This is a genomic window from Isoptericola sp. NPDC060185 (assembly GCF_042728595.1).
In the GTDB taxonomy this organism is placed as follows: domain Bacteria; phylum Actinomycetota; class Actinomycetes; order Actinomycetales; family Cellulomonadaceae; genus Isoptericola.
Genome location: NZ_JBHWYY010000004.1, coordinates 99,981 through 120,298, shown reverse-complemented (window position 1 = coordinate 120,298; position 20,318 = coordinate 99,981). Strand labels below are relative to the sequence as shown.

General features: G+C 76.2%; 16 protein-coding genes. 8 read left to right on the top strand and 8 right to left on the bottom strand.

Annotated features, from left to right (window positions below; genetic code table 11):
- The first annotated feature begins 25 nt into the window (after positions 1-25).
- Together ACFWDO_RS02960 and ACFWDO_RS02955 are read left to right on the top strand one after the other, a co-directional pair.
- Positions 26-1,231 carry a dipeptidase gene (locus ACFWDO_RS02960; RefSeq protein ID WP_380318615.1) on the top strand — a complete coding sequence of 402 codons (1,206 nt, stop codon included), beginning with the start codon at positions 26-28 and terminating at the stop codon, positions 1,229-1,231.
- 60 nt (positions 1,232-1,291) lie between these two features.
- Positions 1,292-1,969 carry a response regulator gene (locus tag ACFWDO_RS02955; protein ID WP_380318612.1) on the top strand — a complete coding sequence of 226 codons (678 nt, stop codon included), beginning with the start codon at positions 1,292-1,294 and terminating at the stop codon, positions 1,967-1,969.
- Between the two features lie 36 nt (positions 1,970-2,005).
- On the opposite strand, the gene ACFWDO_RS02950 is transcribed toward ACFWDO_RS02955, so the two are convergent.
- Positions 2,006-3,697 carry a GAF domain-containing protein gene (locus ACFWDO_RS02950; protein WP_380318609.1) on the bottom strand — a complete coding sequence of 564 codons (1,692 nt, stop codon included), beginning with the start codon at positions 3,695-3,697 and terminating at the stop codon, positions 2,006-2,008.
- 168 nt (positions 3,698-3,865) lie between these two features.
- Here ACFWDO_RS02950 and ACFWDO_RS02945 point away from each other — a divergent pair, with 168 nt between their 5' ends.
- Positions 3,866-4,753, top strand: a complete 888-nt coding sequence (locus ACFWDO_RS02945) for a universal stress protein (RefSeq protein ID WP_380318606.1) — start codon at positions 3,866-3,868, stop codon at positions 4,751-4,753.
- Between the two features lie 29 nt (positions 4,754-4,782).
- Here the strand turns inward: ACFWDO_RS02945 and ACFWDO_RS02940 are convergent, their stop codons facing one another.
- Positions 4,783-5,070: a hypothetical protein gene (locus tag ACFWDO_RS02940; RefSeq protein ID WP_380318603.1), complete on the bottom strand. Its 288-nt coding sequence runs from the start codon at positions 5,068-5,070 to the stop codon at positions 4,783-4,785.
- 76 nt (positions 5,071-5,146) lie between these two features.
- Here ACFWDO_RS02940 and ACFWDO_RS02935 point away from each other — a divergent pair, with 76 nt between their 5' ends.
- Complete coding sequence (locus tag ACFWDO_RS02935) at positions 5,147-7,228, top strand: hypothetical protein (protein ID WP_380318600.1); 2,082 nt, start codon at positions 5,147-5,149, stop codon at positions 7,226-7,228.
- Here ACFWDO_RS02935 and ACFWDO_RS02930 read toward each other — a convergent pair.
- Together ACFWDO_RS02930 and ACFWDO_RS02925 are read right to left on the bottom strand one after the other, a co-directional pair.
- Complete coding sequence (locus ACFWDO_RS02930; protein WP_380318597.1) at positions 7,112-7,687, bottom strand: GNAT family N-acetyltransferase; 576 nt, start codon at positions 7,685-7,687, stop codon at positions 7,112-7,114. The two genes, ACFWDO_RS02935 and ACFWDO_RS02930, sit on opposite strands and share 117 nt — an antisense overlap.
- Positions 7,688-7,697: 10 nt before the next feature.
- Positions 7,698-8,261: a TetR/AcrR family transcriptional regulator gene (locus tag ACFWDO_RS02925; protein WP_380318594.1), complete on the bottom strand. Its 564-nt coding sequence runs from the start codon at positions 8,259-8,261 to the stop codon at positions 7,698-7,700.
- 84 nt (positions 8,262-8,345) lie between these two features.
- Here ACFWDO_RS02925 and ACFWDO_RS02920 point away from each other — a divergent pair, with 84 nt between their 5' ends.
- Positions 8,346-9,251, top strand: coding sequence for an SDR family oxidoreductase (locus tag ACFWDO_RS02920; RefSeq protein ID WP_380318591.1), 906 nt, complete (start codon positions 8,346-8,348; stop codon positions 9,249-9,251).
- Positions 9,252-9,306: 55 nt separating this feature from the next.
- On the opposite strand, the gene ACFWDO_RS02915 is transcribed toward ACFWDO_RS02920, so the two are convergent.
- Positions 9,307-9,888, bottom strand: coding sequence for a 1-acyl-sn-glycerol-3-phosphate acyltransferase (locus tag ACFWDO_RS02915; RefSeq protein WP_380318588.1), 582 nt, complete (start codon positions 9,886-9,888; stop codon positions 9,307-9,309).
- Between the two features lie 83 nt (positions 9,889-9,971).
- On the opposite strand from ACFWDO_RS02915, the gene ACFWDO_RS02910 reads away from it, so the two are divergent.
- Both ACFWDO_RS02910 and ACFWDO_RS02905 read left to right on the top strand, forming a co-directional pair.
- Entirely contained in the window at positions 9,972-10,628 is a 657-nt protein-coding gene (locus ACFWDO_RS02910; RefSeq protein ID WP_380318585.1) for a TetR family transcriptional regulator, read from the top strand.
- Positions 10,625-11,677 carry a formyltransferase family protein gene (locus tag ACFWDO_RS02905; RefSeq protein WP_380318582.1) on the top strand — a complete coding sequence of 351 codons (1,053 nt, stop codon included), beginning with the start codon at positions 10,625-10,627 and terminating at the stop codon, positions 11,675-11,677. Before ACFWDO_RS02910 ends, ACFWDO_RS02905 begins: the two co-directional genes overlap by 4 nt.
- Before the next feature lie 304 nt (positions 11,678-11,981).
- Here ACFWDO_RS02905 and ACFWDO_RS02900 read toward each other — a convergent pair whose 3' ends face one another.
- Entirely contained in the window at positions 11,982-13,169 is a 1,188-nt protein-coding gene (locus tag ACFWDO_RS02900; RefSeq protein ID WP_380318579.1) for an SLC13 family permease, read from the bottom strand.
- A 121-nt stretch (positions 13,170-13,290) separates the two neighbouring features.
- On the opposite strand from ACFWDO_RS02900, the gene ACFWDO_RS02895 reads away from it, so the two are divergent.
- On the top strand, positions 13,291-13,875 hold the full coding sequence (locus ACFWDO_RS02895; protein WP_380318576.1) for a hypothetical protein: 585 nt from the start codon (positions 13,291-13,293) through the stop codon (positions 13,873-13,875).
- A 45-nt stretch (positions 13,876-13,920) separates the two neighbouring features.
- Here the strand turns inward: ACFWDO_RS02895 and ACFWDO_RS02890 are convergent, their stop codons facing one another.
- Positions 13,921-17,313 (bottom strand): ATP-binding protein, encoded by a 3,393-nt coding sequence (locus tag ACFWDO_RS02890; protein ID WP_380320969.1) that lies wholly within the window; start codon positions 17,311-17,313, stop codon positions 13,921-13,923.
- Between the two features lie 104 nt (positions 17,314-17,417).
- Complete coding sequence (locus ACFWDO_RS02885) at positions 17,418-20,318, bottom strand: FG-GAP repeat domain-containing protein (protein WP_380320972.1); 2,901 nt, start codon at positions 20,316-20,318, stop codon at positions 17,418-17,420.

Here is a 20,318-nt window from a genome sequence, read left to right as displayed (position 1 = left end):
AAGGGTGTGTCGATAGGGTCGCCAGATGACGACCGTGCACTCCGACCGGATCTCCGCCCTCCTGCGCGACCACCCCGTCTGGGACGGGCACAACGACCTGCCGTGGGAGGCGCGCGACCAGGTCGCGTACGACTGGTCCCGCCTGGACCTGGTGGCAGGCACCGAGGGGCGCACGCACACCGACGTGCCGCGGTTGCGCGCGGGGGGCGTGGGCGCCCAGTTCTGGTCGGTCTACGTGCCGTCCAACCTGCCCGGCAGCGCCGCGGTGACCGCCACGCTGGAGCAGGTCGACGCCGTCCACCGCATGGTCGAGCGGTGGCCGGAGCACTTCCGCCTCGCGACGAGCGCGGACGACGTCGTGGCGGCGTGGGCCGACGGGCGGATCGCCTCGCTCATGGGGGCCGAGGGCGGACAGTCGATCGACTCGTCGATGGGCGCGCTGCGCATGCTGTACGAGATGGGCGTGCGGTACATGACGCTCACGCACAACCACCACAACCCGTGGGCGGAGTCGGCGACGGACGACCGGCCCGCGGACGGCCGGTTCGACGAGGGCGGGCTGACGCCGTTCGGGCGCGAGGTGGTGCGCGAGATGAACCGCCTCGGGATGCTCGTCGACCTGTCGCACGTCTCGGCGGGAACGATGCGCGCCGCCCTGGACGTCTCCGAGGCGCCGGTGATCTTCTCGCACAGCTCCGCGCGCGCCGTGGCCGACGTGCCGCGCAACGTTCCCGACGACGTCCTGGCACGCCTCGGGGACAACGGCGGCGTGTGCATGGTGACGTTCGTGCCGAGCTTCGTCACCCCCGCGATCGGCCGGTGGCGGGCGGAGGCCGGCGAGGCGGCGAGGGCGGCGGGGATCGCGCCGAACGACTACGCCGAGTTCGACCGGTTCTCGACCGACTGGGCGACGACGCACCCCAAGCCCCCCACGACGCTGGACGACGTCGTCGCGCACGTCGAGCACGTGCGCGAGGTCGCGGGCCCGCGGCACGTCGGCCTCGGCGGCGACTACGACGGCGCGGGCGGCTTCGCCGACGAGCTGCGCGACGTCTCCGGCTATCCGAACCTGCTCGCGGCGCTCGCCGACCGCGGCTGGTCGGACGCCGACCTCGCGGGCCTGGCCAGCGGCAACGTGCTGCGCGTGCTGCGCGAGGCCGAGGGCGTCGCCGCGCGGCTGCGGGCGGAGCGCGAGCCCAGCGTCGCCCGCATCGAGGACCTGGACGCCTGACGGTCGGTCGCCCCTGACCACCGACCCGCCAGGACGCCACGGGAGGGCTACGTTGAGGCCATGACCGGTGCGCCCGTGCGGGTGTTCCTCGTCGACGACCACGAGGTGGTGCGTCGCGGCGTGGCCGACCTGCTCGGGATGGAGGACGACCTCGAGGTCGTCGGCGTCGCCGGGACGGCGGCCGAGGCGCTGGCCCGGGTCCCCGCGCTGCGCCCGGACGTCGTCGTTCTCGACGTGCGCCTGCCCGACGGCGACGGCGTGAGCGTGTGCCGGGAGCTGCGGTCGCGCACCGACGTCGCGGTGCTGATGCTGACGTCGTTCGACGACGACGAGTCGCTGTTCGACGCGATCCTCGCCGGCGCGTCCGGGTACGTGCTCAAGCAGGTGCGCGGCACCGACCTCGTCGCGGGCATCCGCACGGTGGCGGCGGGCGGCTCCACCCTCGACCCCAAGGCCACGGGCCGCGTCCTGGCCCGGATGCGGCACCAGGGGGAGGGCGACGACCCGCTCGCGGAGCTCACGCCGCAGGAGCGCCGCGTCCTCGGCCTCGTGGGCGAGGGGATGACGAACCGGCAGATCGGCGCGGAACTGTTCCTCGCCGAGAAGACGGTGAAGAACTACGTGTCGAGCCTGCTCGCGAAGCTGGGCCTGGAGCGGCGGGTCCAGGCCGCGGTGCTGGCCGCGCGCCTCGAGCGGGCCGGCCGGCACGGCGAGCCCGAGCGACCGACCGAGCACTGACCGACCGAGCACTGACCGACCGAGCACTGACCGGCGTCACCGCTCCGTCACCAGCGGGACCCGCCAGCGCACCGCCGTGCCGCCCGCGCGGCCGGGCTGCACCTCGAACGACCCGCCCAGCTCCGACGCGCGCCGCTCGAGGTTCGCCAGCCCGCTGCGGGGCGCGTCCGTGGCGATGCCCGTGCCGTCGTCCACCACGGTCAGCACGAGGTCGTCGCCCGCCCGCAGGCTCACGTGCACGCGCGTGGCGCGGGCGTGCCGGGCCGCGTTCGACAGGCTCTCGCGCAGCACCGCCACGAGGTGGGCGGCCGTGGTGGACGGCACCTGCGCGTCGATCGGCCCCTCGAAGCGGACCGTCGGCGCGAAGCCCAGGGAGTGCGTCGCGGCCTCCGCCTCCGCCAGCAGCAGGGAGCGCGTCGCGACCCGGCGCGGACCACCGGCACCCGGGTCCCGCAGGCCGCGGATCGTGGTGCGGATCAGGTCGATCGTCTCGTCGATCTGGTCGATCGACTCCCCGACGCGGGTCGCGATCTCGCCGCGTGCCTCGGGGCCCAGCGGCCGCGCGTCGCCGAGCCGCCGGTCGACCGCCTGCAGCGACAGGCCCGTCGCGTACAGCCGCTGGACGGCCAGGTCGTGCAGGTCGCGGGCGATGCGGTCGCGGTCGCGCACGACGGCGAGCCGCGCCGCGTCCGCGCGCCGCTCCGCCAGCTCGAGCGCCACCGTCGCCTGGTTCGCGAACGCGCCCAGCGCCTCGATCACCACCGTGGGGAACGGCGGCGCGCCCCGCACCCGCCCGACGACGAGGACGCCGAGGGGCCGCCGGCCCCGGCCGATCAGCGGGAACGCGGCGAGCGGGCCGAGGGTGCCGTCGGGGTGCAGCGCCACCGCGGCGCGGCCGTCGGAGGTCGCGTCCGTCGAGACGATCGGCCGACCCTCGCCGAAGGCCTTCGCCGTGAACGACCCCGGCGTGCGCAGCAGCCGGCCGCGCAGCACGTCCGCCCGGATCCCCACCACCGACCGCACGGCCAGGACGGGCCGGTCCTCGGTGCCCTCGTCGTCCTCCACCGGGACGGCGATCCCCGCGGTGTCCGCCGCCGCGACGTCGATCGCCTCCGACGCGACGAGGTCCAGCACCGTGTCGGGGTCCTCGCCCGACAGCAGGCGCCGGGCGATCTCGTCGTCCGCCCGCGACCACCGCTCGCGCAGCCGCGTCTCCTCGTACAGCCGGGCGTTCTCGACGGCGACGCTCGCCGCGGACGCGAACCCTTCCAGGAGGCGCTGGTCGGCCTCCGTGAACTCCCCGCCGCCCCGCTTCTCGGTGAGGTACAGGTTCCCGAACGGCGCCCCGTGCACCTGCAGCGGCACCCCCAGGAAGCTGTGCATGGGCGGGTGGTGGGCGGGGAACCCCACCGACCGTTCGTCGGCGGCGATGTCCGGCAGCCGCAGTGGGCGCGGGTGCCGGATCAGCTCGCCCAGGATCCCGTGCCCCGTGGGGAACGGGCCGACCGCGCGGATCTGCTCCTCCGTCATCCCCACCGTGATGAACCGGGCGATGCGCTGGTCGCCGCCGAGGACGCCGAGGGCCGCGTAGCGCGCGTCGACCACCACGGCGGCGGCCTGCACCACCCGGTGCAGCGTCGTCTCCAGCTCCAGGCCCCGGCCCACGGACACGACGGCGTCCAGCAGGACGTCCATGTCCCGGTCCCGGCGGCCCTGCCGCGGGCTCACCGATCCCACGGTAGTACGGGGTGCCCCAGATTTCCGGGTGATCCCCGAAGGCCGCGATCGGGACCTTCGGCCCGGGGCCGGGAGGCCACCCGCCCTGCTCCCGGGGGCGTTCGGCACTGCCGCGCGCACTCGCCCCCGTGGCGCACTGGACACGGACGGAGGTGGCCCATGAGCGGCAGCGTCGAGGTGTCGACCCGGGACGTGGTGGTGGGCGTCGACGGGTCGGAGGGCGGCTACCACGCGATGGCGTGGGCGGCGGGGGAGGCCGCACGCCTGGCCACGCGGCTGGTCGTGCTGCACGCGTACGCCCTGCCGGTCGGGGTGGGGGCGGTCGCCGCACCGGCCGGCCGCCCGGACCCGCGGGCCGAGGCCGAGGCGCTGCTCGCGCGCGCCCGGGCCCGCCTCGACCGCACGGCGCGCACCGGCGCACTCGCGGCCGAGCCCGCCGAGGTGGCGTACGCGACGGTGCGCGGCGACGCGAGCGCCGCCCTCGTCCACCACGCGCGCCGTGGCGCCGTGGTCGTCGTCGGCCGCCGCGGCGTCGGGACGTTCGACCGGGTCCTCATGGGCTCCGTGTCGTCGTCGGTCGCGGCACTGGCGCCCGGCACGGTGGTCGTCGTGCCGCGCGCGGCCCGGGTGCAGGACCCGCGGCGGGTGGTGGCGGCGGTCGACCCGAGCGAGCCGCTGGACCGTGTGCTTGAGGCGGGGTTCGACGAGGCCGACCGCGCCGGCGTCGCCCTGCTGGCGGCGCACGCCGTCGACCGGGGGATGTTCGTGGGCGTCACGGAGGGCGACCTCGACTGGCTCGAGCGGCTGCGCGCCGAGGCGCGGGCGGACCTGGAGGCACGTGCCAGCCTCTGGGGGGAGAAGTACCCGCGGGTGCGCTGGACGGTCGAGGGCCGCGGCGGCCACGCGCCCGGCGCGCTGCTCGCGGTGCTCCGCTCGGACGACCTGGTCGTGACCGGCGGGCGCGACGTGCGAGAGGTCGTCCGCGGCTCGGTGCCGGACCGGCTCGTGCGCCACGCGCCGTGCCCGGTGAGCGTCGTGCACCCCTGAGGGATCGCCCGGGCGTCAGGCGTGCGGCGTCAGGCGTGCTGCGAGCGCTGCGACCAGCTCACGCCGAGGGTGCGCAGCACGTCCTGCGGGTCGCGCCGGGTGGCGTCCGTGTACGCGCGCAGCGACATGACGGAGGCCGTGAGCATCGTCGTGAGCACCTCGCGGGCGAGGCGCGCGTCGTGGCTGGCCTCGTCGAGCAGCTCCTGCACCACGCGCGAGCGGATGCCGAGGTCGGGCTCCGAGCAGGCGGTCAGCAGCGCGATCGTCATCGACCCGGCGTCCGTGCCGGGGTGGGTGCTGTTCTCGTCAGTACTCATGGCGTCCCCCTCCGCGGCCCGACCCCTTTGGTCTACCGCACCGTGACCCCGGCCGCACGTGGAAGGATGCCCCGCGATGAGCCCGTCGCCCGCGTCCCGTCGCCACCCCGCCCTGCTCGCCCTGCTGGGCGCGGGCCTGGTCGGCGCGGTCGTGCTCGCCGGCCCGGCCGCCGTCGCCGACGAGGGGCTCACGGAGGAGTCGCACAGCCGGTACGAGCTGCGGGCGAAGGGCACCGAGGTCCGCGCCACGATGACCACCACCATCGGCAACGTGACCCCCGACCGCGGGCTGACGTACTACTACTACACGTCGTACGCGGTCCCCGTCCCGGCCGGGGCGGAGCACCTGCGGGCCACCAGCGGGGGTGCGCCGCTGAGCGTGTCGCTCGAGGCGACCCAGGACCCGAGCACCCGGTACGCGGTGGCCTCGTTCCCCCCGCTGCGCTACGGCGCCACGCGCACCATCGAGTGGAGCTTCGACATCCCCGGCGAGCCCGTGCGCTCGAAGGACTACACGCGCGTGGGCGACGGGTTCGCCACGTTCGCGGCGTCGGGGGTGGGGGACGTCGGCCGGACGACCGTCGAGGTGGTGCTGCCCGCCTCGATGACGTTCGACGCCACGTCGGACGGCTTCACCGAGAAGCGCACCGGCAAGACCGTCACGTACACGGCCACCGAGAACTCGGACGAGGACGGCATCTGGGCCGTGGTCTCGGCCCGGGACCCGAAGAAGGCGGACGAGAAGAGGGTCGACGTCGCCGGCACCACCCTCTCGCTGCAGAGCTTTCCCGGCGACTCCCGGTGGACGACGTTCGTGTCGCGCAAGCTGACGAAGGGGCTGCCGGCGCTGGAGGACCTCGTGGGGAGGCCCTGGCCGGGCGGGCTCGAGACCATCCGCGAGGACGTGTCGCCCAAGGTGCTCGGGTACGCGTGGTTCGACCCGGGCAAGGACGAGATCGTCATCCCCGAGGACCTGGACGACGTCACGCTCTACCACGAGCTCGGGCACGCCTGGCTGAACCCGGACCGCCTCAAAGGGCGATGGCTGTCCGAGGGGATGACGGAGGTGGTGGCCCACCGCGTCGTCGCACGCACCGGCGGCACCAGCGACCCGTGGAAGGCGCCCGACCGTGGCGCCGACGTCGCCCTGCCGCTCGCGGCGTGGGAGGCGAACCCCGGCGAGCTCGACGCCGACGTCGAGGCGTACGGGTACGCCGCGTCGTACACGGCGGTGCAGCGGCTGATCGGCGGGCTCGACGACGACGCGTTCACGGCCGTGGTCTCGGCCGCCCAGGCGGGGGAGAGTGCCTACGAGCGCCCCGGGTCGACCGACGAGAACCACGGCCGCACGGACTGGCGGCGCTTCCTCGACCTCGTCGAGACGCGCGGCGACGTGTCCGGGGCGCCGAAGGTGCTGCGCACGTGGGTGCTCGACGGCGACCAGCAGGCGAGACTGAAGCCCCGGGCGGCCGCGCGGGACGCGTACGCGGCGATCGACGAGGCGGACGGCGCGTGGCAGCCGCCGCTCGGGCTGCGCACCGCGATGACGGACTGGGAGTTCGGCGACGCGAAGGCCGCCCGGTCGGCGCTCGGCGGCGCGGCCGAGGACGCGGGTGCCGTGCAGGCCGCCGCCGACGCGGCAGGGCTGGAGGCGCCGGCCGCCGTCCGCGCGGCGTACGAGGGCGCGTCCGACGACGCGCAGTACGCGGAGCTCGCGACCCTGCTGCCGCGCGCCGCCGACGTCACGACGCAGGTCGGGGAGGCCGTGCGCGCGGCGGACGCCGACCGCGACCCGGTGTCGGCGCTGGGGGCGCTGGTGCTCGGCGTCGAGGGTTCCGCCGAGCGGGCGCGCGACGACCTCGCCGCCGGAGACCTGGACGACGCCGCCGCGCACGCGGACGCGGCGTCCGGCCGGGCCGGCGTCGCGACGGCCGCGGGTGCCGGGATCGTCGTGCTGGTGCTCGCGGCGGGCGGCGGGGTGGTCGCCCTCGTCGTGCGCGGGCGGCGGCGCGCGCGGGACGCGCGGGTCGGCGCGGTCGCGTCAGTCGTGGAGGATCCGCTGGAACAGGGCGTGGTCCTGCCAGCGGCCGGCGATGCGGAGGTAGCGGGGCGCGGTGCCGATCCGTTCGAAGCCGGTCCGCGCGAGCACCCGCTGTGACGCGTCGTTGTGCAGCAGCGTGGCGGCCTGCACGCGGTGCAGGGCCAGGTCGTCGCGCGCGTGGGCGCACACGGCCTCGACCGCCGCGGTCATGATGCCGCGGCCGGCGAGATCCGCGTCGACCCAGTAGCCGAGGTGGGCGCTGTGGAACGCGCCGAGCACGATGTCGCTCAGGTTCACGCGGCCCACGACGTCCCCGTCGCGCTCGAGCACGAGGGGCACGGACCGCCCCGAGCCGTGCGACAGCAGCTCCACGGGGATGCGCTCGGCGTGGTACGCGGCCTCGTAGAACGCGGCCGGCCGCTCCGGCTCCCAGGGGGCGAGGTGGTCGCGGTTGCGGGCGTACGCGGCGGCCAGCGCGGGGCCGTCGTCGCGGCGCAGCAGGCGCAGGACGACGCCGTCGGGCAGGTCGGCGGGGACGTGAGACGGCTGGTCGGCGGGGGTTCCGGTCGCGGGCACGACGGCGAGCCTAGACCGCGGCCTGGTCGCGCAGCGCCGTGAGCGCGTCGCGCACCTCGTCCGCGACGGGCCGCGCCTGACCGGACGCGATCCAGGCCTCGAAGCCGACCTTGAACGCCGCGACCCCGACCTCCGCGACCATCGATGCGGCCGGCTCGGGGACGCCGCGGGCGCGCAGCGCCGCGGCGGCGTCGTCCCGCAGTGCGGCGAGCTTGAGGAGCTCGCGCTCCCGGAGGCGGGGCGTGGCCGCGACGACGGCGGCGCGGCGGGCCGCGAACTCGCGGCGGTCCTCGAGCTCGCCGGCGACGCGCACGAACGCGGCGCCCACGGCGTCGAGCGGGGCGGCGTCGTCGGGCGCACCGGCGACGGCCGAGGTGACGAGGGCCTCGAGCTCGTGCGAGCCGTCGAACAGCACCTCGCGCTTGTCCGCGAAATGCCGGAAGTAGGTGCGCTCGGTGACGCCGGCACGCTCGGCGATCTGCGCGGTCGTCGTCTGCTCGAACCCCTGCTCGGTGTACAGGTCGAGGGCGGCGCGCGTCATGCGTCCGCGGGCGTCGGGTTCCCATCGGGCCATGCCGGACAGTCTAGTGATGACAGTGCCAGACATCGGGTGTAGCGTGAGTGATGTCAGCAACTGACATCACTGGAAGAGGGAATCATGCGCGTCTTCGTCACCGGAGCCTCCGGCTGGATCGGCTCCCACACCGTCCCGCACCTGCTCGCCGCGGGGCACGACGTCGTCGGCCTCGGCTACTCGGACGACTCCGCCCGCCGGGTCGAGGCCTTGGGGGCGACCGTCCACCGTGGCGGGCTCGACGACCTGGAGAGCCTGCGTGCCGGCGCGAAGGACGCCGACGCCGTCGTGCACCTGGCCTTCAAGCACGACTTCGACAACTACCGGGAGGCCGGCCGCGTCGAGCGCGCCGCCGTCGCGACCTTCGTCGACGAGCTGGCGGGCAGCGGCCGCGGCCTCCTGCTGGCGTCGGGCCTGATCGGCACCACCCCGGGCGCGGTGATGACCGAGAACGACCGCTCCGTGTTCTCCGGCCCGGACGCCCCGCGCGGAGGCTCCGAGGGGCTGGCCCTCGACGCCGCGGACCGGGGGGTGCGGTCGGTGGCGTTGCGGTTCTCGGCCACCGTGCACGGGGTCGGCGACCACGGGTTCGCGGCGGTGCTGACGCAGATCGCGCGCGAGCGCGGCGTCTCCGGCTATGTCGGCGACGGGTCGGGCCGGTGGCCGGCCGTCCACGTCGACGACGCCGGGCGCCTCGTCGCCCTCGCGGTCGACAAGGCGCCCGCGGGGTCTGCGGTGCACGCGGTCGCCGAGGAGGGCGTCGCGTCGCGCGACATCGCCGAGGCGATCGGCCGTGCCGTCGGCGTGCCGGCCGTGTCGGTCGACCCGGCGGACGCGGCCGAGCACTTCGGCTGGCTGAGCCGGTTCTGGGGCCTGGACGCCGTCGCGTCGAGCGCGATCACCCGCGAACGGCTGGGCTGGGAGCCCACCCGGCCGACCCTGGTCGAGGACCTCGCCGCCGGCGCGTACGACCACGTCGCGCGCGGCTGACACGCGGCTGACGCCCGGCTGACCTGGCGCCGGGCGCGGGGGCCGCGCGGGCGGATCAGCCCTCGCGGTCCTCGTCGGCCAGCCGTGGCTCGGTGCGCAGGGCCGGCCGCACGCCCGCCTTGTCGGCGTAGAACCCGCGGATGTCGTCCATGTCGGCGCGCACGTCGCCGGTGAGGCGGATCGTGGGGCCGAGGCCGGTGGTCATGGTGGTGCGGTCGACGTAGCCGAGCGTCACGGGGAGGTCGGCGGCGCGCGCGATGCGGTAGAAGCCTGACTTCCAGCCGTCGCCGGAGCGGGTGCCCTCGGGGGTGACGACGAGGTGGAAGACCTCGCCCGCCCGGACCCGCGTGAGGACGTCGTCGACGACGCGGCTGGGGTCGCGGCGGTCCACGGGGATCCCGCCGAGCGCGCGCATCAGCGGCCCCCGCCACCCGGCGAACAGGGTGTGCTTGCCCAGCCAGCGCACGTCGAGCCCGAGCCGCCAGGCGATGGCGAGCATCAGCACGAAGTCCCAGTTGGACGTGTGCGGCGCCCCCACCAGCACGCCCGCCTGCGCGGGCACGGGCTCGCTGCGGAGGGTCCAGCGGCTGAGCCGCCAGTAGATGCCGGCGAGCGCCCGCCGCAGGGTTCTGAGCATCGGGCGACTCTACCGGCCAGGTCCCGGGTGTGATGGAATCTGAACATGTTCAAACTGAACGCGTTCAGACAGGATGGGTCGCGATGACCCGGCCGGAGGAGTCGACGCGCGACCTCGTGCGGCGCACGGCGCTGCGGATGTTCCGCGAGCGCGGGTTCGCGGCGACGACGATGCGCGCGATCGCCACGGAGGCCGGCGTCGCGACGGGTGTCGCGTACTACTGGTTCGGGTCCAAGCGGGACCTGGTCCAGGAGCTCTACGTCGAGGTCAACGAGGACCACGCCCGGCGGGCGGAGACAGCCCTCGACCGGGTCGGCGGCCTCGGGCCACGGCTGCGCGCGCTGTGGCATGCGGGCCTCGACGCGTTCGGGCCGTCGCACGACCTCGGCGCCGAGCTCGTCGCGGTCGCGATCCGTCCGGGCGCCGCCGAGAGCCCGTTCTCGTCCGCCTCCGCCGAGACCGCGCGCCTCAGCCGGTCCCTGCACGAGCAGGTCGTGGCGGGGGCGACGACGCGCGTCCCCGCGGCCGTGCGCGAGGAGCTGCCGCGCCTCCTCTGGCTGGCCTGGCTGGGTGTGACCCTGTTCTGGGTGCACGACGGCTCGCCCGGGCAGCGCCGCGCGCGCGCGCTCGTCGACGGCGCGGCGCCGCTGATCGCCCGTCTGGTGCGGGTCGCGGGGCTGCCCGGTGTGCGGTCGGTGGTGGACGACGTCGTCGGCCTGGCGCGGCAGGTAGGGGCGTGAGCCGCGACGCGGCACGGCCGCTCGAGAACGACTGGGACGGCCCGTGGCCGGCCGCGACCTCCGTCGCGGCCCGGACGTGCGCATGGGCATGCGGCATCTTGCTCACTTATGTCCCCCTAGCGGCACTGGTGGCGGGCGTCGCGGGCGTGGTGGACCCCTGGGGTGGCCTGGAGTGGGCGGCGTCGACGGCCCTGTTCGGCCTCATGATCTGGGTCGTCTCCGCGGTGGCCGCGTGGGTGCTGGGCTTCCCGCTGGGCATCGCCGTCGAGCGGGCGCTCGCGCGAGCGGGAGCGGGGACGGGCACGCGGGCGGTGGCCCTCGCCGGCGTCGCCGGCGCGGTCGGCGCGGCGGTGGCGTTCTCGGTCTGGCCGGCGCTCTGGGTGTTGCTGGTTCCGCTGGCGGTGCTTGGCGCCGCGAGCACCGGGATCGCGCGTGTCGTGGTCGCGCGGCGGGACCGGCGTGTGCGCCGGGGCGCGGCCAGTACCCCGGTCCGCGTCGGCCTGTTGGGATCTGGCGCGGGCAGCACCGCCGCGCACGTGCTCGCGGCCGATGCGGTGGACGTGCGCCTGGTGGTGGGCAACAACAGCAGGTCGGGGATCTTCGACGTCGCGCGCCGCCACGGCGTCCCGGCGGCACACCTCAGCGGTGCCGTCTATCCCGATCCGGACGAGCTCGACGCCGCGATCCTGGCCGCGCTGCTCGACGCGGGAGTGGAGGTCGTGGTGCTCGCCGGGTACATGAAGAAGCTGGGACCCCGGGTGCTGGAGCGCTACGAGGGGTGCATCCTCAACCCCCACCCGGCGCTCCTGCCCGAGTTCGGCGGTGTCGGCATGTACGGCGACCGTGTCCACGCGGCGGTGCTCGCCGCCGGCAGGGAGGTGTCGGGAGCCACCGTGCACCTCGTGACGGCGGGGTACGACGAGGGCCCGGTGGTGGCGCGGCGCGAGGTCCCGGTGCTTCCCGGCGACGACGTGCCCGCGCTGCGTGCCCGCGTGCAGGCGGCGGAGAAAGATCTGCTCGTCGACGTGCTGCGGACCTGGACCCGCTGACGGCCGCGCGGGGGTCGGCGTGTCTGCTCGGCGCGTCGTCGCTCCGCGCGGGTTGTCGTTTCGTGCGGGGTCCGCGGATCAGGAACGGCGACTGCTCAGCCGCCCCCTATGCGCTCCCACCGTCAATTCGTGAGAGAGCGGACTCGTGCCTGCCCGGCGGGAGTCGCTCTCGCTGAGCAGGAATTGGTTGCTGAGCCGGATCGGCGCCCGAGCAGCAGGCCGTTCTCCAGTTCTGCGGACTCCGCACAAAACAACAACGTCGGCGGAGCGACGACACGCCGGGCGCCGCCGGGCGCCGCCGGCCTCAGCCGGTCGCGGCGAGCGCGAGGACCCCTGCCGCGAGGGCGAGGGGTGCGACCACGATGCCCTGGGCGACGACGCGGCGCACCAGGCCGTCGGGGGCCGAGAACGTGTGGCGGCGGTACTGCTGCAGCCACAGAAGGGTCGCGAGGGACGCCCACGGGGTGATCAGCGGGCCGGCGTTCACGCCGACGAGGAGGGCGGCGAGCCGCGCGTCGTCGCCGGTGACGGTCGGCGCGAGCGCGAGGTACGCGGGCAGGTTGTTCACCGCGTTGGCCGACGCCGCGCCGACGGCCGCGACCTGGGCGAGGCTGCCGGCGTCGTCGCCGGTGCCGACGAGCGGGGCGAGGAGCTCAGTGAGCCCGTGCGCGTGCCACGTACCGACCACGGCGAACAGGCCCGCGGTCACCACGACTGTGCGCCACGGCACCAGCTCCCGGACCGGGACGAGCAGCGGGGCCCGACGCCACGCCGTCGCCGCGCCCAGGACCGCGGTGGCGCCCAGCGCCACCGGTAGCACGGGGAGCCCGGCCGCGAACCCGGTGCCCATGAGCAGCACGACGACGGCCGCGACGCGCAGCAGCACCGGGTCCGCGGCCGCGCGGGCGGCCGGGACGGTGAACCGGCCCCGCAGCGCGGGCGCGTGCAGGGCTGCGAGCGCGAGCAGCACCACGACGAGCACGGCCAGCGCGGGCGCGGCCATCACGCCGAGGTAGCCGGCCTCGAACGAGCGCGCCGCCATGAGGTTCGTCAGGTTGGAGACGGGCAGCAGCAGCGACGCCGTGTTGGCCAGCGCCAGCACCGTGAGGGCCAGGGGGAGCGGGTCGCGGTCGAGGCGCCGCGCCACCGCGACCACGGCCGGGGTGAGCAGCACCGCCGTCGTGTCGAGGGAGAGCACGACCGTGCACGCCGCCGCCACGGCCGCCACCAGCAGCCACAGCACCCAGGCGCGGCCGCGGGCCAGACGAGCGGCGCCGTCGGCCACGGCGTCGAACAGGCCGGCGCCGGCGCACAGCTCCGACACGACCGTCAGCAGCACCACGAACCCCAGCACCGGGCCCGTCAGGGCGGCGAGGGAGCGGGCATCCGCGGCGGGGAGCGCACCCGTCAGCGGCAGGAGGACCACCAGCAGCAGCGCCGGCACCCACAGGGGTGGCAGGAGCCACCGGGCCCGGCGGCCGGGGCCGGTCATCGCCGGCTCGCGGGGCGTGTCACGGGCCGAGCGTAGTGCGCCGCCCGGAGATCAACGGTCCGGAGGCCGAGACCGACCGGGCCGGAGGTAAGGATCGGGCCCCTGCCGGCAACTGAGAGATATGAGCACACGCCGACGACGCCCCGGGGACGCCTCCGCCGCGCTGCTCTTCGCCCTGGTGGCGGTGGGCTGCGCGACGGTGTGGGTGGTCTGGGCCGGCGTGCTGATGCTCATGACGCCGGACGCGCCGCGCGCCGCCGGTTGGGTGTGCACGGTGGCCGGGGTGGTCGTGCTCGTGGCCGTCGGTCTGCTGGTGGTGTCGCTGCTGCGCGGCCCGGTGCGGGTCGTGCCGCTCGACGCGTCGGGCACGCACTGGTCCCTGCGGGCAGCGCCCGTGCCGCTGCGGATGGCGAGCTCCGCAACGCTCCTCCCCGGGTCACGCGGGGAGGCGCTCGCGGCGCAGGTGGTGCGGGCCACGACCCGGGGCACCGCGCGACGCGCGAACCCGGCCCGGGCCGTGCCGCTGCTGCAGCAGATCCTCGAGCTCGCGCGCCGCCCGCAGGCGGAGCAGTGCTCAGCGGCGGGTGAGGCCGAGTGGGCGCGTGTGCGCGCGTCCGTCGTCGACCTCACCCTGCGGGCGTCCGACCACCCGCCGCACCCCGTCACCCTGCTGCCGTGGGAGGAGCACCTGGCCGCCCCACACTGAGTCTGCCGGCGACCCCAGTCTGCTGGCGGCGCCCGCCCGGCCGGATCAGGGGCCGTCCGGGCGGGTGCCGCCAGCGTCCACCGACCGCGCCGCCCCGACGGACTGCGCCGCCTCGGCCGCAGCCGACGCGCCGGCCGGGTACGGCAACGCGTCGGCCAGCGCGGCGGCCGCGGTCAGGACCTCGGCCGAGCGGGCCGCGTCGCCGAGCCGGTGAAGGGCGACGGCCTGCGCCACCTGGGCGTCGACCACGGCGAGCAGCTCCCCGGCGCCCCGTGCGCGATCGGCCTCGGCCGCGGCGAGGTCCAGCGCCCCCTGAGGATCGCCGGTGTCCAGCGCGCACCACGCCGCGAGGACCGGTTCGGGCTCCTCGTCCTCGGCGAGCGCCCGCAGCGCGTCGGCGGGCCGCCCCTCGCGCAGGGCAAGCTCCGCGAGGGCGGTGCTGGCCTGGTGCAGGGCCTGCCGGTCGGCGATCCCCCGGGCGGACGTCGCCGCCCGGTCGAGGAGCGCCAGCGCCTCGGCCGGCCGCCCGGCGACGCCCAGGACGCGCCCGAGCACGGCGAGCGCGTACGGCAGGATCCACTCGGCCTCGCCCTCGGCCCCGGCCGCGGCCTCCTCGGCCAGGTCCCGGGCGGCGTCGACCTCCCCCAGCAGCAGGTGCAGCTCGGCGAGGTTGGCGCGCTCGAACGCCGCCGACACCGGGTCGCCGGACTGCGCGACGAGGTCGAGGGCGCGTCGGCCGATCGACACCGACTCGTGGAGGCGTCCCGCCCGGCGGGCGTTCTCGCGCTGCGACGACAGGAGGTTTCCCAGCAGGGTCGGGTCGCCATACGCCTCGGCGTGCGGGAGGCCGGTGTCCGCGGCCTCTCCCGCCTCGCGGATGCGGCCCGACTTCCCGAGGTTCGTGGCGCGCAGGGCGTAGGCGCGCGCGAGGAGCCCTTCGCGGGCCGGCTCCGGCACGTGCTCGACGATCGGCAGCGCACGGTCCACCGCGGCGACGCCGTCGTCGTGCCGCCCGAGCCTGCTCAGCAGCGTGGCCCACGCCAGGTGGTGGGCGGCGGCCTGCTCGGGCGACGTGCGCGGCCCGGCCGGGTGGCGCTCCAGCACCTCGACCGCGGGGCCCAGCTCCCCGGTCCGGGCGAGCATCTCGGCCAGCCGGGACGCGGCGAGCACGGTGCCGTCGTGGTCCTCCCGCCGCACGAACTCGGCGAGCGCGGGCCGCAGCACCGCCACCGACTGCTCGAACTGGCCCATCCGGCGCAGCACCTGGCCGTGGTCGAGGCGCGCGCGGGCGGCGTCGACGTCGAGCCGGGCGACGAGGTCGCGGTAGTACCGGTCGGCGGAGTCGTTCGCGTACAGGGCGGCGGCGCGCTCGGCGGCGCGGCGCAGGTACTCGGCCGCGCGTGGGTCGTCCGTGCGCGCGAAGTGCGAGGCCAGCACGTCGACGGCCTCGGGCCGGCGGCGCAGCACCGTCTGCGCGAACGCGGCGTGGAGCCGCCGACGCCGGACCGTGCTGAGCCGGTCGTAGCAGGTGAGCCGCACCAGCGGGTGGCGGAACGCGAGGCCCGGCTCGGCGCGCCCGTCCACGACGACCACGCGCTCCTCGACGAGCGACGCCGCCAGGGCCCGCTCCACCGCGTCGGCGGCCGCGGGCCCGGTGAGCGGCGGGTTCAGGCCGTCCGCGGCGACGTCGAGCAGCTCGGTCAGCGCGGCGTCCCCGCCCGCCGCCGACAGCGCCTCCACCACCTGTCGCGCGTCGGGGTCGAGCCGGCCCAGCCGTTCGTCGACGAGCTGTCGCACGCCGAGCGGCGCGACGTCGTGCCCCGCGTCGCCCGGAGCGGCAGGGTCGCCGAGCCCGCGCGCGAGCTCGGCGGCGAACAGCGGGTTGCCGAGCGACAGGTCCCAGACCCGGCCGAGTCGCTCCGCGGTGGCAGAGCTCCCGCCCGTGTCCCCGCCGTCGTCGCTGCCGCCGCCGCCACCCAGCGCGTCCGTCGCGACGGCGAGGCACGCGTCCCGGTCGAGCCGCCCGATCTCCTCGGGCGCCGCGAGCCCGGCCCGCTCCAGGGCCGTCAGCCCGACGCGACGGGGGTCGCCGTCGGGCAGCTCCTCCCACCGGAGCGTCACGAGGAAGCGCAGCGGCGTCCCGGCCCGGGCGGCGCGCCGGGCGAGGTGGCCGAGCAGCTGGAACGACCCGGCGTCGGCGGCGTGCAGGTCGTCCAGCACGACGACGACGGGCCGGGTCGCGGCGAGGTCGCCGAGCAGCGCGGCGGTGCCGCGGAAGAGGCGGTCCCGCTCCTCCTCCGGGCTGCGGCCGCCGCGGTCGGCCCGGCCGAGCGACGGCAGGAACGCCGCGAGCTCCGGGTGCTCCGCGCCGACCCGGGCGCGGGAGGCGGCGCTCTGCTCGGCCAGCCAGCCGTCGAGCGCCTCGGCGAACGCCCCGTACGGCGTGTGTCCCTCGGCGTCGTGCCCGCCGCCCCACAGCACGGCCGCGCCGTCGGCGGCGGCCCGCCGTGCGACCTCCGCGACCAGCCTCGTCTTGCCCACGCCGGCCTCGCCGGAGAGCAGGCGGACCGGTGGCCCGCCGTCCGCGAGTAGGAGCGAGAGCTCGGCCTCCCGGCCGCGCAGCGGCGTCGCGGCGGGGGCGCGCAGGGGCGCGGGGAGCGCGGCGCCGTCCGGCGTCCCCGACGGCGTGGCGTCGAGGGCGAGGCGGTGCAGGCGCTCCGTCTCGGGGCCCGGCCGCACGCCGAGCTCCGCGTCGAGGGCCTCGCGGCAGGCGTGGTACTGGTACACCGCGCGGCGACGCAGGCCCTGGCGCAGGAACGCCTCGATGAGCACCCGGTGCGCCAGCTCCTCCGCGGGGCTGTCGGCGAGCACGGCCTCGGCCGCCGCCACCGCCTGCGCGACGTCCCCTGCCGCGAGGTGCGCGGCCGCGAGCGCGAGCCGCACCTGCTCCCGCAGCCCGACCAGCCTGTCGCGGCGCGCCTGCGCCCAGGTGGCGTACCGGTCCTCGGGCAGCAGGTCGCCGGTGAACAGGGCGAGGGCGTCGGTCAAGGCCTCCGCGTCTCCGGACGCGAGCGCGGCGACGGCGGCGGCCTCCGCGTGGTCGGCGTCGATCCACACGGTGGCCGGGTCGAGCCGCAGCAGCGCGCCGTCGGCCACGAGGTACGACGACACGGCCCGAGGAGCCAGCTCCGGTTCGAGGGCGTGGCGCGCCGCGTGCAGCGCCACCCGCAGGCTGCCCACCTGGGCCGACCCGTCCGCGTCGGGCCAGCAGACGTCCATGGCCTCCTCGCGGTGCAGCCGGCGGTCGGGCGAGACGGCGAGCAGCTTCACGAGCGTGCGGGCGCTGGGACGCGGCCAGCGCTCCGGGAGCTCGGGGCCGCCGTCGCGGGTCACCCGGAACCCGCCGAGGAGATGCAGCCGCAGCAGAGGTGCGGTCATGTCCCGGAACTGTAATCCAGCACGACGAGGCCCCCCGGCCCGGTGCCCGAGGACACCGGGCCGGAGGGCCCGTGCGGCCGCCTCGTCAGGCGGCGGTCACGACGTCAGGAGAGAGAGAACGTCGTGACGCCGTGGGTGTTCTTGTCCAGGGACAGCAGCCCGCCACCGAGCAGGTCGGCCATCCGGTTGTACCCGAGGTGGTCGAAGTTCAGCGAGACGAGCTCCTCGCCCCCGTCGCCGTCCAGGTCGACGGCCAGGTAGTTACGCCCGCCCAGCGCGGCGCCGGTGCCCACGCCGTCCTGGAACGACCAGCCGGTGCCGAGCACCGACGGGTCCCAGGCGCCGACGCCGCCCTCGACACCGCCGGCGAGCAGCCGTCGGCCGCCGGGCCCGGTGACGAACTGCACGCCGCGCAGCGGCGCGATGACGGACGACGACGTGTCCAGGCCGTCCGCGCCGAAGCCGCGGAGGGTGCCGAAGCTCAGCTGGTACAGCATGCCCGCCTCGTCGTCGACGAAGTAGCCGTCGTGCGACCAGGGGCTGCCGACGATCGCCTGCTTCAGCACCTCGCCGGTGCGCCCGTCCCGGATCTCGGTGACTGCGCGGGGCTCCACGAGGGCGACGTCGCCCTCGGTGGCGGTGCCGGTGCCCGCGATCCACGTGTAGACGACGGCGTGCCCGTCGGCGTAGGGGATGGCGGGGTCGGTGAAGACGCCGCGGCGCAGGATCGCGCCGTGCAGCTTCCCGTCGGACGCGCCGGCCGGGGCCGTCGGGGTCGCGGCCCACGCCGCGGCGCCCGTGGCGGCGTCGAGCGCGACCGCGCCCTGCACGCCGTCGGCCAGCTCGAACGAGTCGACGCTGGCGTACTGCGCGTACACCTGCCCGTCGCCGACGACGGCGTCCGAGAACACCACGTCGCCGGAGCCCGCGGGGGCGGCGTAGGTCCACAGGGCCTTGCCGGCGCCGGTGTAGGCGCGCAGGGCGTCGGTCGGGACGAGCACCTCGTCGGTGCCGTCGCCGTTCACGTCCGCGACGGTCACGGAGCGGACGTAGGCGCCGCCGCCGTCGATCGTCGCGACGGTCTTCCCGGTGGCGCCGTCGAGGACCACCGTGGCGGTGTCGGCGGCCACGACGACGTCGGGCTTCCCGTCGCCGGTCACGTCGCCGGTCTCGACGTCGTGCACCTCGCCGGGCACGGTGGCGCGCCACAGGAGCTCGGGCGTGCCGTCGAGGAGCGAGCGCCCGGTCCAGGCCCACACGCCGCGGGACGTGCCGCCCGCGACGACGTCCTGGCCGCCGTCGCCGTCCAGGTCCGCGGCGGCCGCGAAGTTCACGTCGCCCTGCATCGGGGCGACGGAGGTCTCCTCGCCCTTGGCGGCGCTGAAGGTGTGGATGTTCTGGTTCTGGTCGACGACGCGGACGAAGTCCTTGGAGCCGACCCGGTAGACCTGCTGGAACATCGGCGACGCGTCGGTGCCGTCCTGGCGCCACAGCTCCGTGCCCGCGTTCGAGTACGCCGTGAGCGAGCCGTACCGCAGGCCGCCGACGTTCGCGGCGGTGGCCATGCCGGCGTCGTCCTGGGCGGTGACGATCAGCGTGCCGCCCTTGATCACGTCGAGGCCCCACGCGCTCGGGGCGTCGGCGTGGTTGTCCGCGTCGCGCTTGGTGGTGGACACCCACCGCACCGTGGCGGCGTCGTCCCCGCTCAGGACGCGGATCGTGGAGGCGTTGAGGAAGAGGTCGGAGTCCAGCGTGGACTCGCTGACCACGTACTCGGTGCCCTTGGCCTTCGCGGCGTCGCCGACCGTCATGGCGGTGGCCAGCGCGTTCACGCGCGTGCTGAGCACGCTGCGGTCGCCGGACGCGAGGTCGTACGCCACCACGGAGTAGGCGACGCCGTCGGAGAAGTCCGGCTGCTCGATCGCGACGAGGCGGCCCCGGTCGGTGTCCAGGTGGAGCTGTCGTCCGTACAGGTCGCCGTCCGCCTGCCAGCCGACGGACCCGTCCGCGGCGTCCAGCACGAGGGTGTGGCCCTGCGGGGCCACCGTGTCCGTCTTGCGGGTGTTCCACGAGACGGCGACGCGGCCGTCGCCGAGCGCGGTGATCCCGCCCCAGGAGGCGTTGCCCGCCTCGCCGGTGTCGTGGGTCCACGTGTCCGTCGGGGTGAGGGCGCCGTCCGCGAACGAGAACCGGGTGCCCGTGAGGGTGGCGGCCTCGGTGGCGGGCGCGTACTGGTTGGTGCGCGGGGCGTTCGCGACCAGGAGCGTGCCGTCGACGACCTTCACCATCGAGGCGAAGGAGTACACCTTGGACCACAGGGTCTTGCCGGTGGCGCCGTCGAGGACGGTGACCAGGGTGCCCTGCTTCATCGTGGTGCCGGGGATGGTGGCGCCGACCGGCGGGTTCGTCCCGACGGACGCGGAGAACACGACGTCGGGCGTGCCGTCGCCGGTGAGGTCGGCGGTGTCGTACCCCGCGTCCGACGTCGGCGAGAACGGGCTCACCGCGTTGTAGCCCATGAGGACCAGCGGCGGGTACATGACCTTCTCCCACGCGCGGGCGGGCCGGACGCCCCAGTCCTTGTACAGGGAGCTGTTGTTCCGCTCCCACACGGTGCTGCCGTCCGCGCGGTGCAGCTGGACGTTGCCCAGGCTGTGCAGCGTGAAGTACTGGTCGCCCGCGGCGGGCAGCGTGACGCCCACGCCGCGCACGCCCTCGATCGTCGAGCGGGCGGTGAACGTGACCGGCGTCGACGGGTCGACGGCGCTGCCGTCGCCGGTCGTGTCGCCGGTCGTCGCGTCGTCGGAGGTGCTGTCGTCCGCCGTCGCGTCGTCGCCGTACAGCCCGCCGCTCATGCGGTCGGCCAGCGCCTGGGCCTGGTCGGCGGTGAGGGTCAGCGCGCCGTCGTCGTCGGCCGCGAGGGCCTGCGGGGCCGCGGCGAGCACGAGACCCGCCGCGACGAGGGTGGAGGCGAGCCGGTTGGCCCGCGTGGAGAGGGGTCGCAT

Bases quoted from the DNA above. Each gene is read 5' to 3' on its own strand.
- ACFWDO_RS02885 (WP_380320972.1), bottom strand. From the start codon at position 20,318: ATGCGACCCCTCTCCACGCGGGCCAACCGGCTCGCCTCCACCCTCGTC.
- ACFWDO_RS02890 (WP_380320969.1), bottom strand. From the start codon at position 17,313: ATGACCGCACCTCTGCTGCGGCTGCATCTCCTCGGCGGGTTCCGGGTG.
- ACFWDO_RS02935 (WP_380318600.1), top strand. From the start codon at position 5,147: ATGAGCCCGTCGCCCGCGTCCCGTCGCCACCCCGCCCTGCTCGCCCTG.
- ACFWDO_RS02960 (WP_380318615.1), top strand. From the start codon at position 26: ATGACGACCGTGCACTCCGACCGGATCTCCGCCCTCCTGCGCGACCAC.
- ACFWDO_RS02920 (WP_380318591.1), top strand. From the start codon at position 8,346: ATGCGCGTCTTCGTCACCGGAGCCTCCGGCTGGATCGGCTCCCACACC.
- ACFWDO_RS02925 (WP_380318594.1), bottom strand. From the start codon at position 8,261: ATGGCCCGATGGGAACCCGACGCCCGCGGACGCATGACGCGCGCCGCC.
- ACFWDO_RS02900 (WP_380318579.1), bottom strand. From the start codon at position 13,169: ATGACCGGCCCCGGCCGCCGGGCCCGGTGGCTCCTGCCACCCCTGTGG.
- ACFWDO_RS02895 (WP_380318576.1), top strand. From the start codon at position 13,291: ATGAGCACACGCCGACGACGCCCCGGGGACGCCTCCGCCGCGCTGCTC.
- ACFWDO_RS02955 (WP_380318612.1), top strand. From the start codon at position 1,292: ATGACCGGTGCGCCCGTGCGGGTGTTCCTCGTCGACGACCACGAGGTG.
- ACFWDO_RS02910 (WP_380318585.1), top strand. From the start codon at position 9,972: ATGACCCGGCCGGAGGAGTCGACGCGCGACCTCGTGCGGCGCACGGCG.
- ACFWDO_RS02915 (WP_380318588.1), bottom strand. From the start codon at position 9,888: ATGCTCAGAACCCTGCGGCGGGCGCTCGCCGGCATCTACTGGCGGCTC.
- ACFWDO_RS02940 (WP_380318603.1), bottom strand. From the start codon at position 5,070: ATGAGTACTGACGAGAACAGCACCCACCCCGGCACGGACGCCGGGTCG.
- ACFWDO_RS02945 (WP_380318606.1), top strand. From the start codon at position 3,866: ATGAGCGGCAGCGTCGAGGTGTCGACCCGGGACGTGGTGGTGGGCGTC.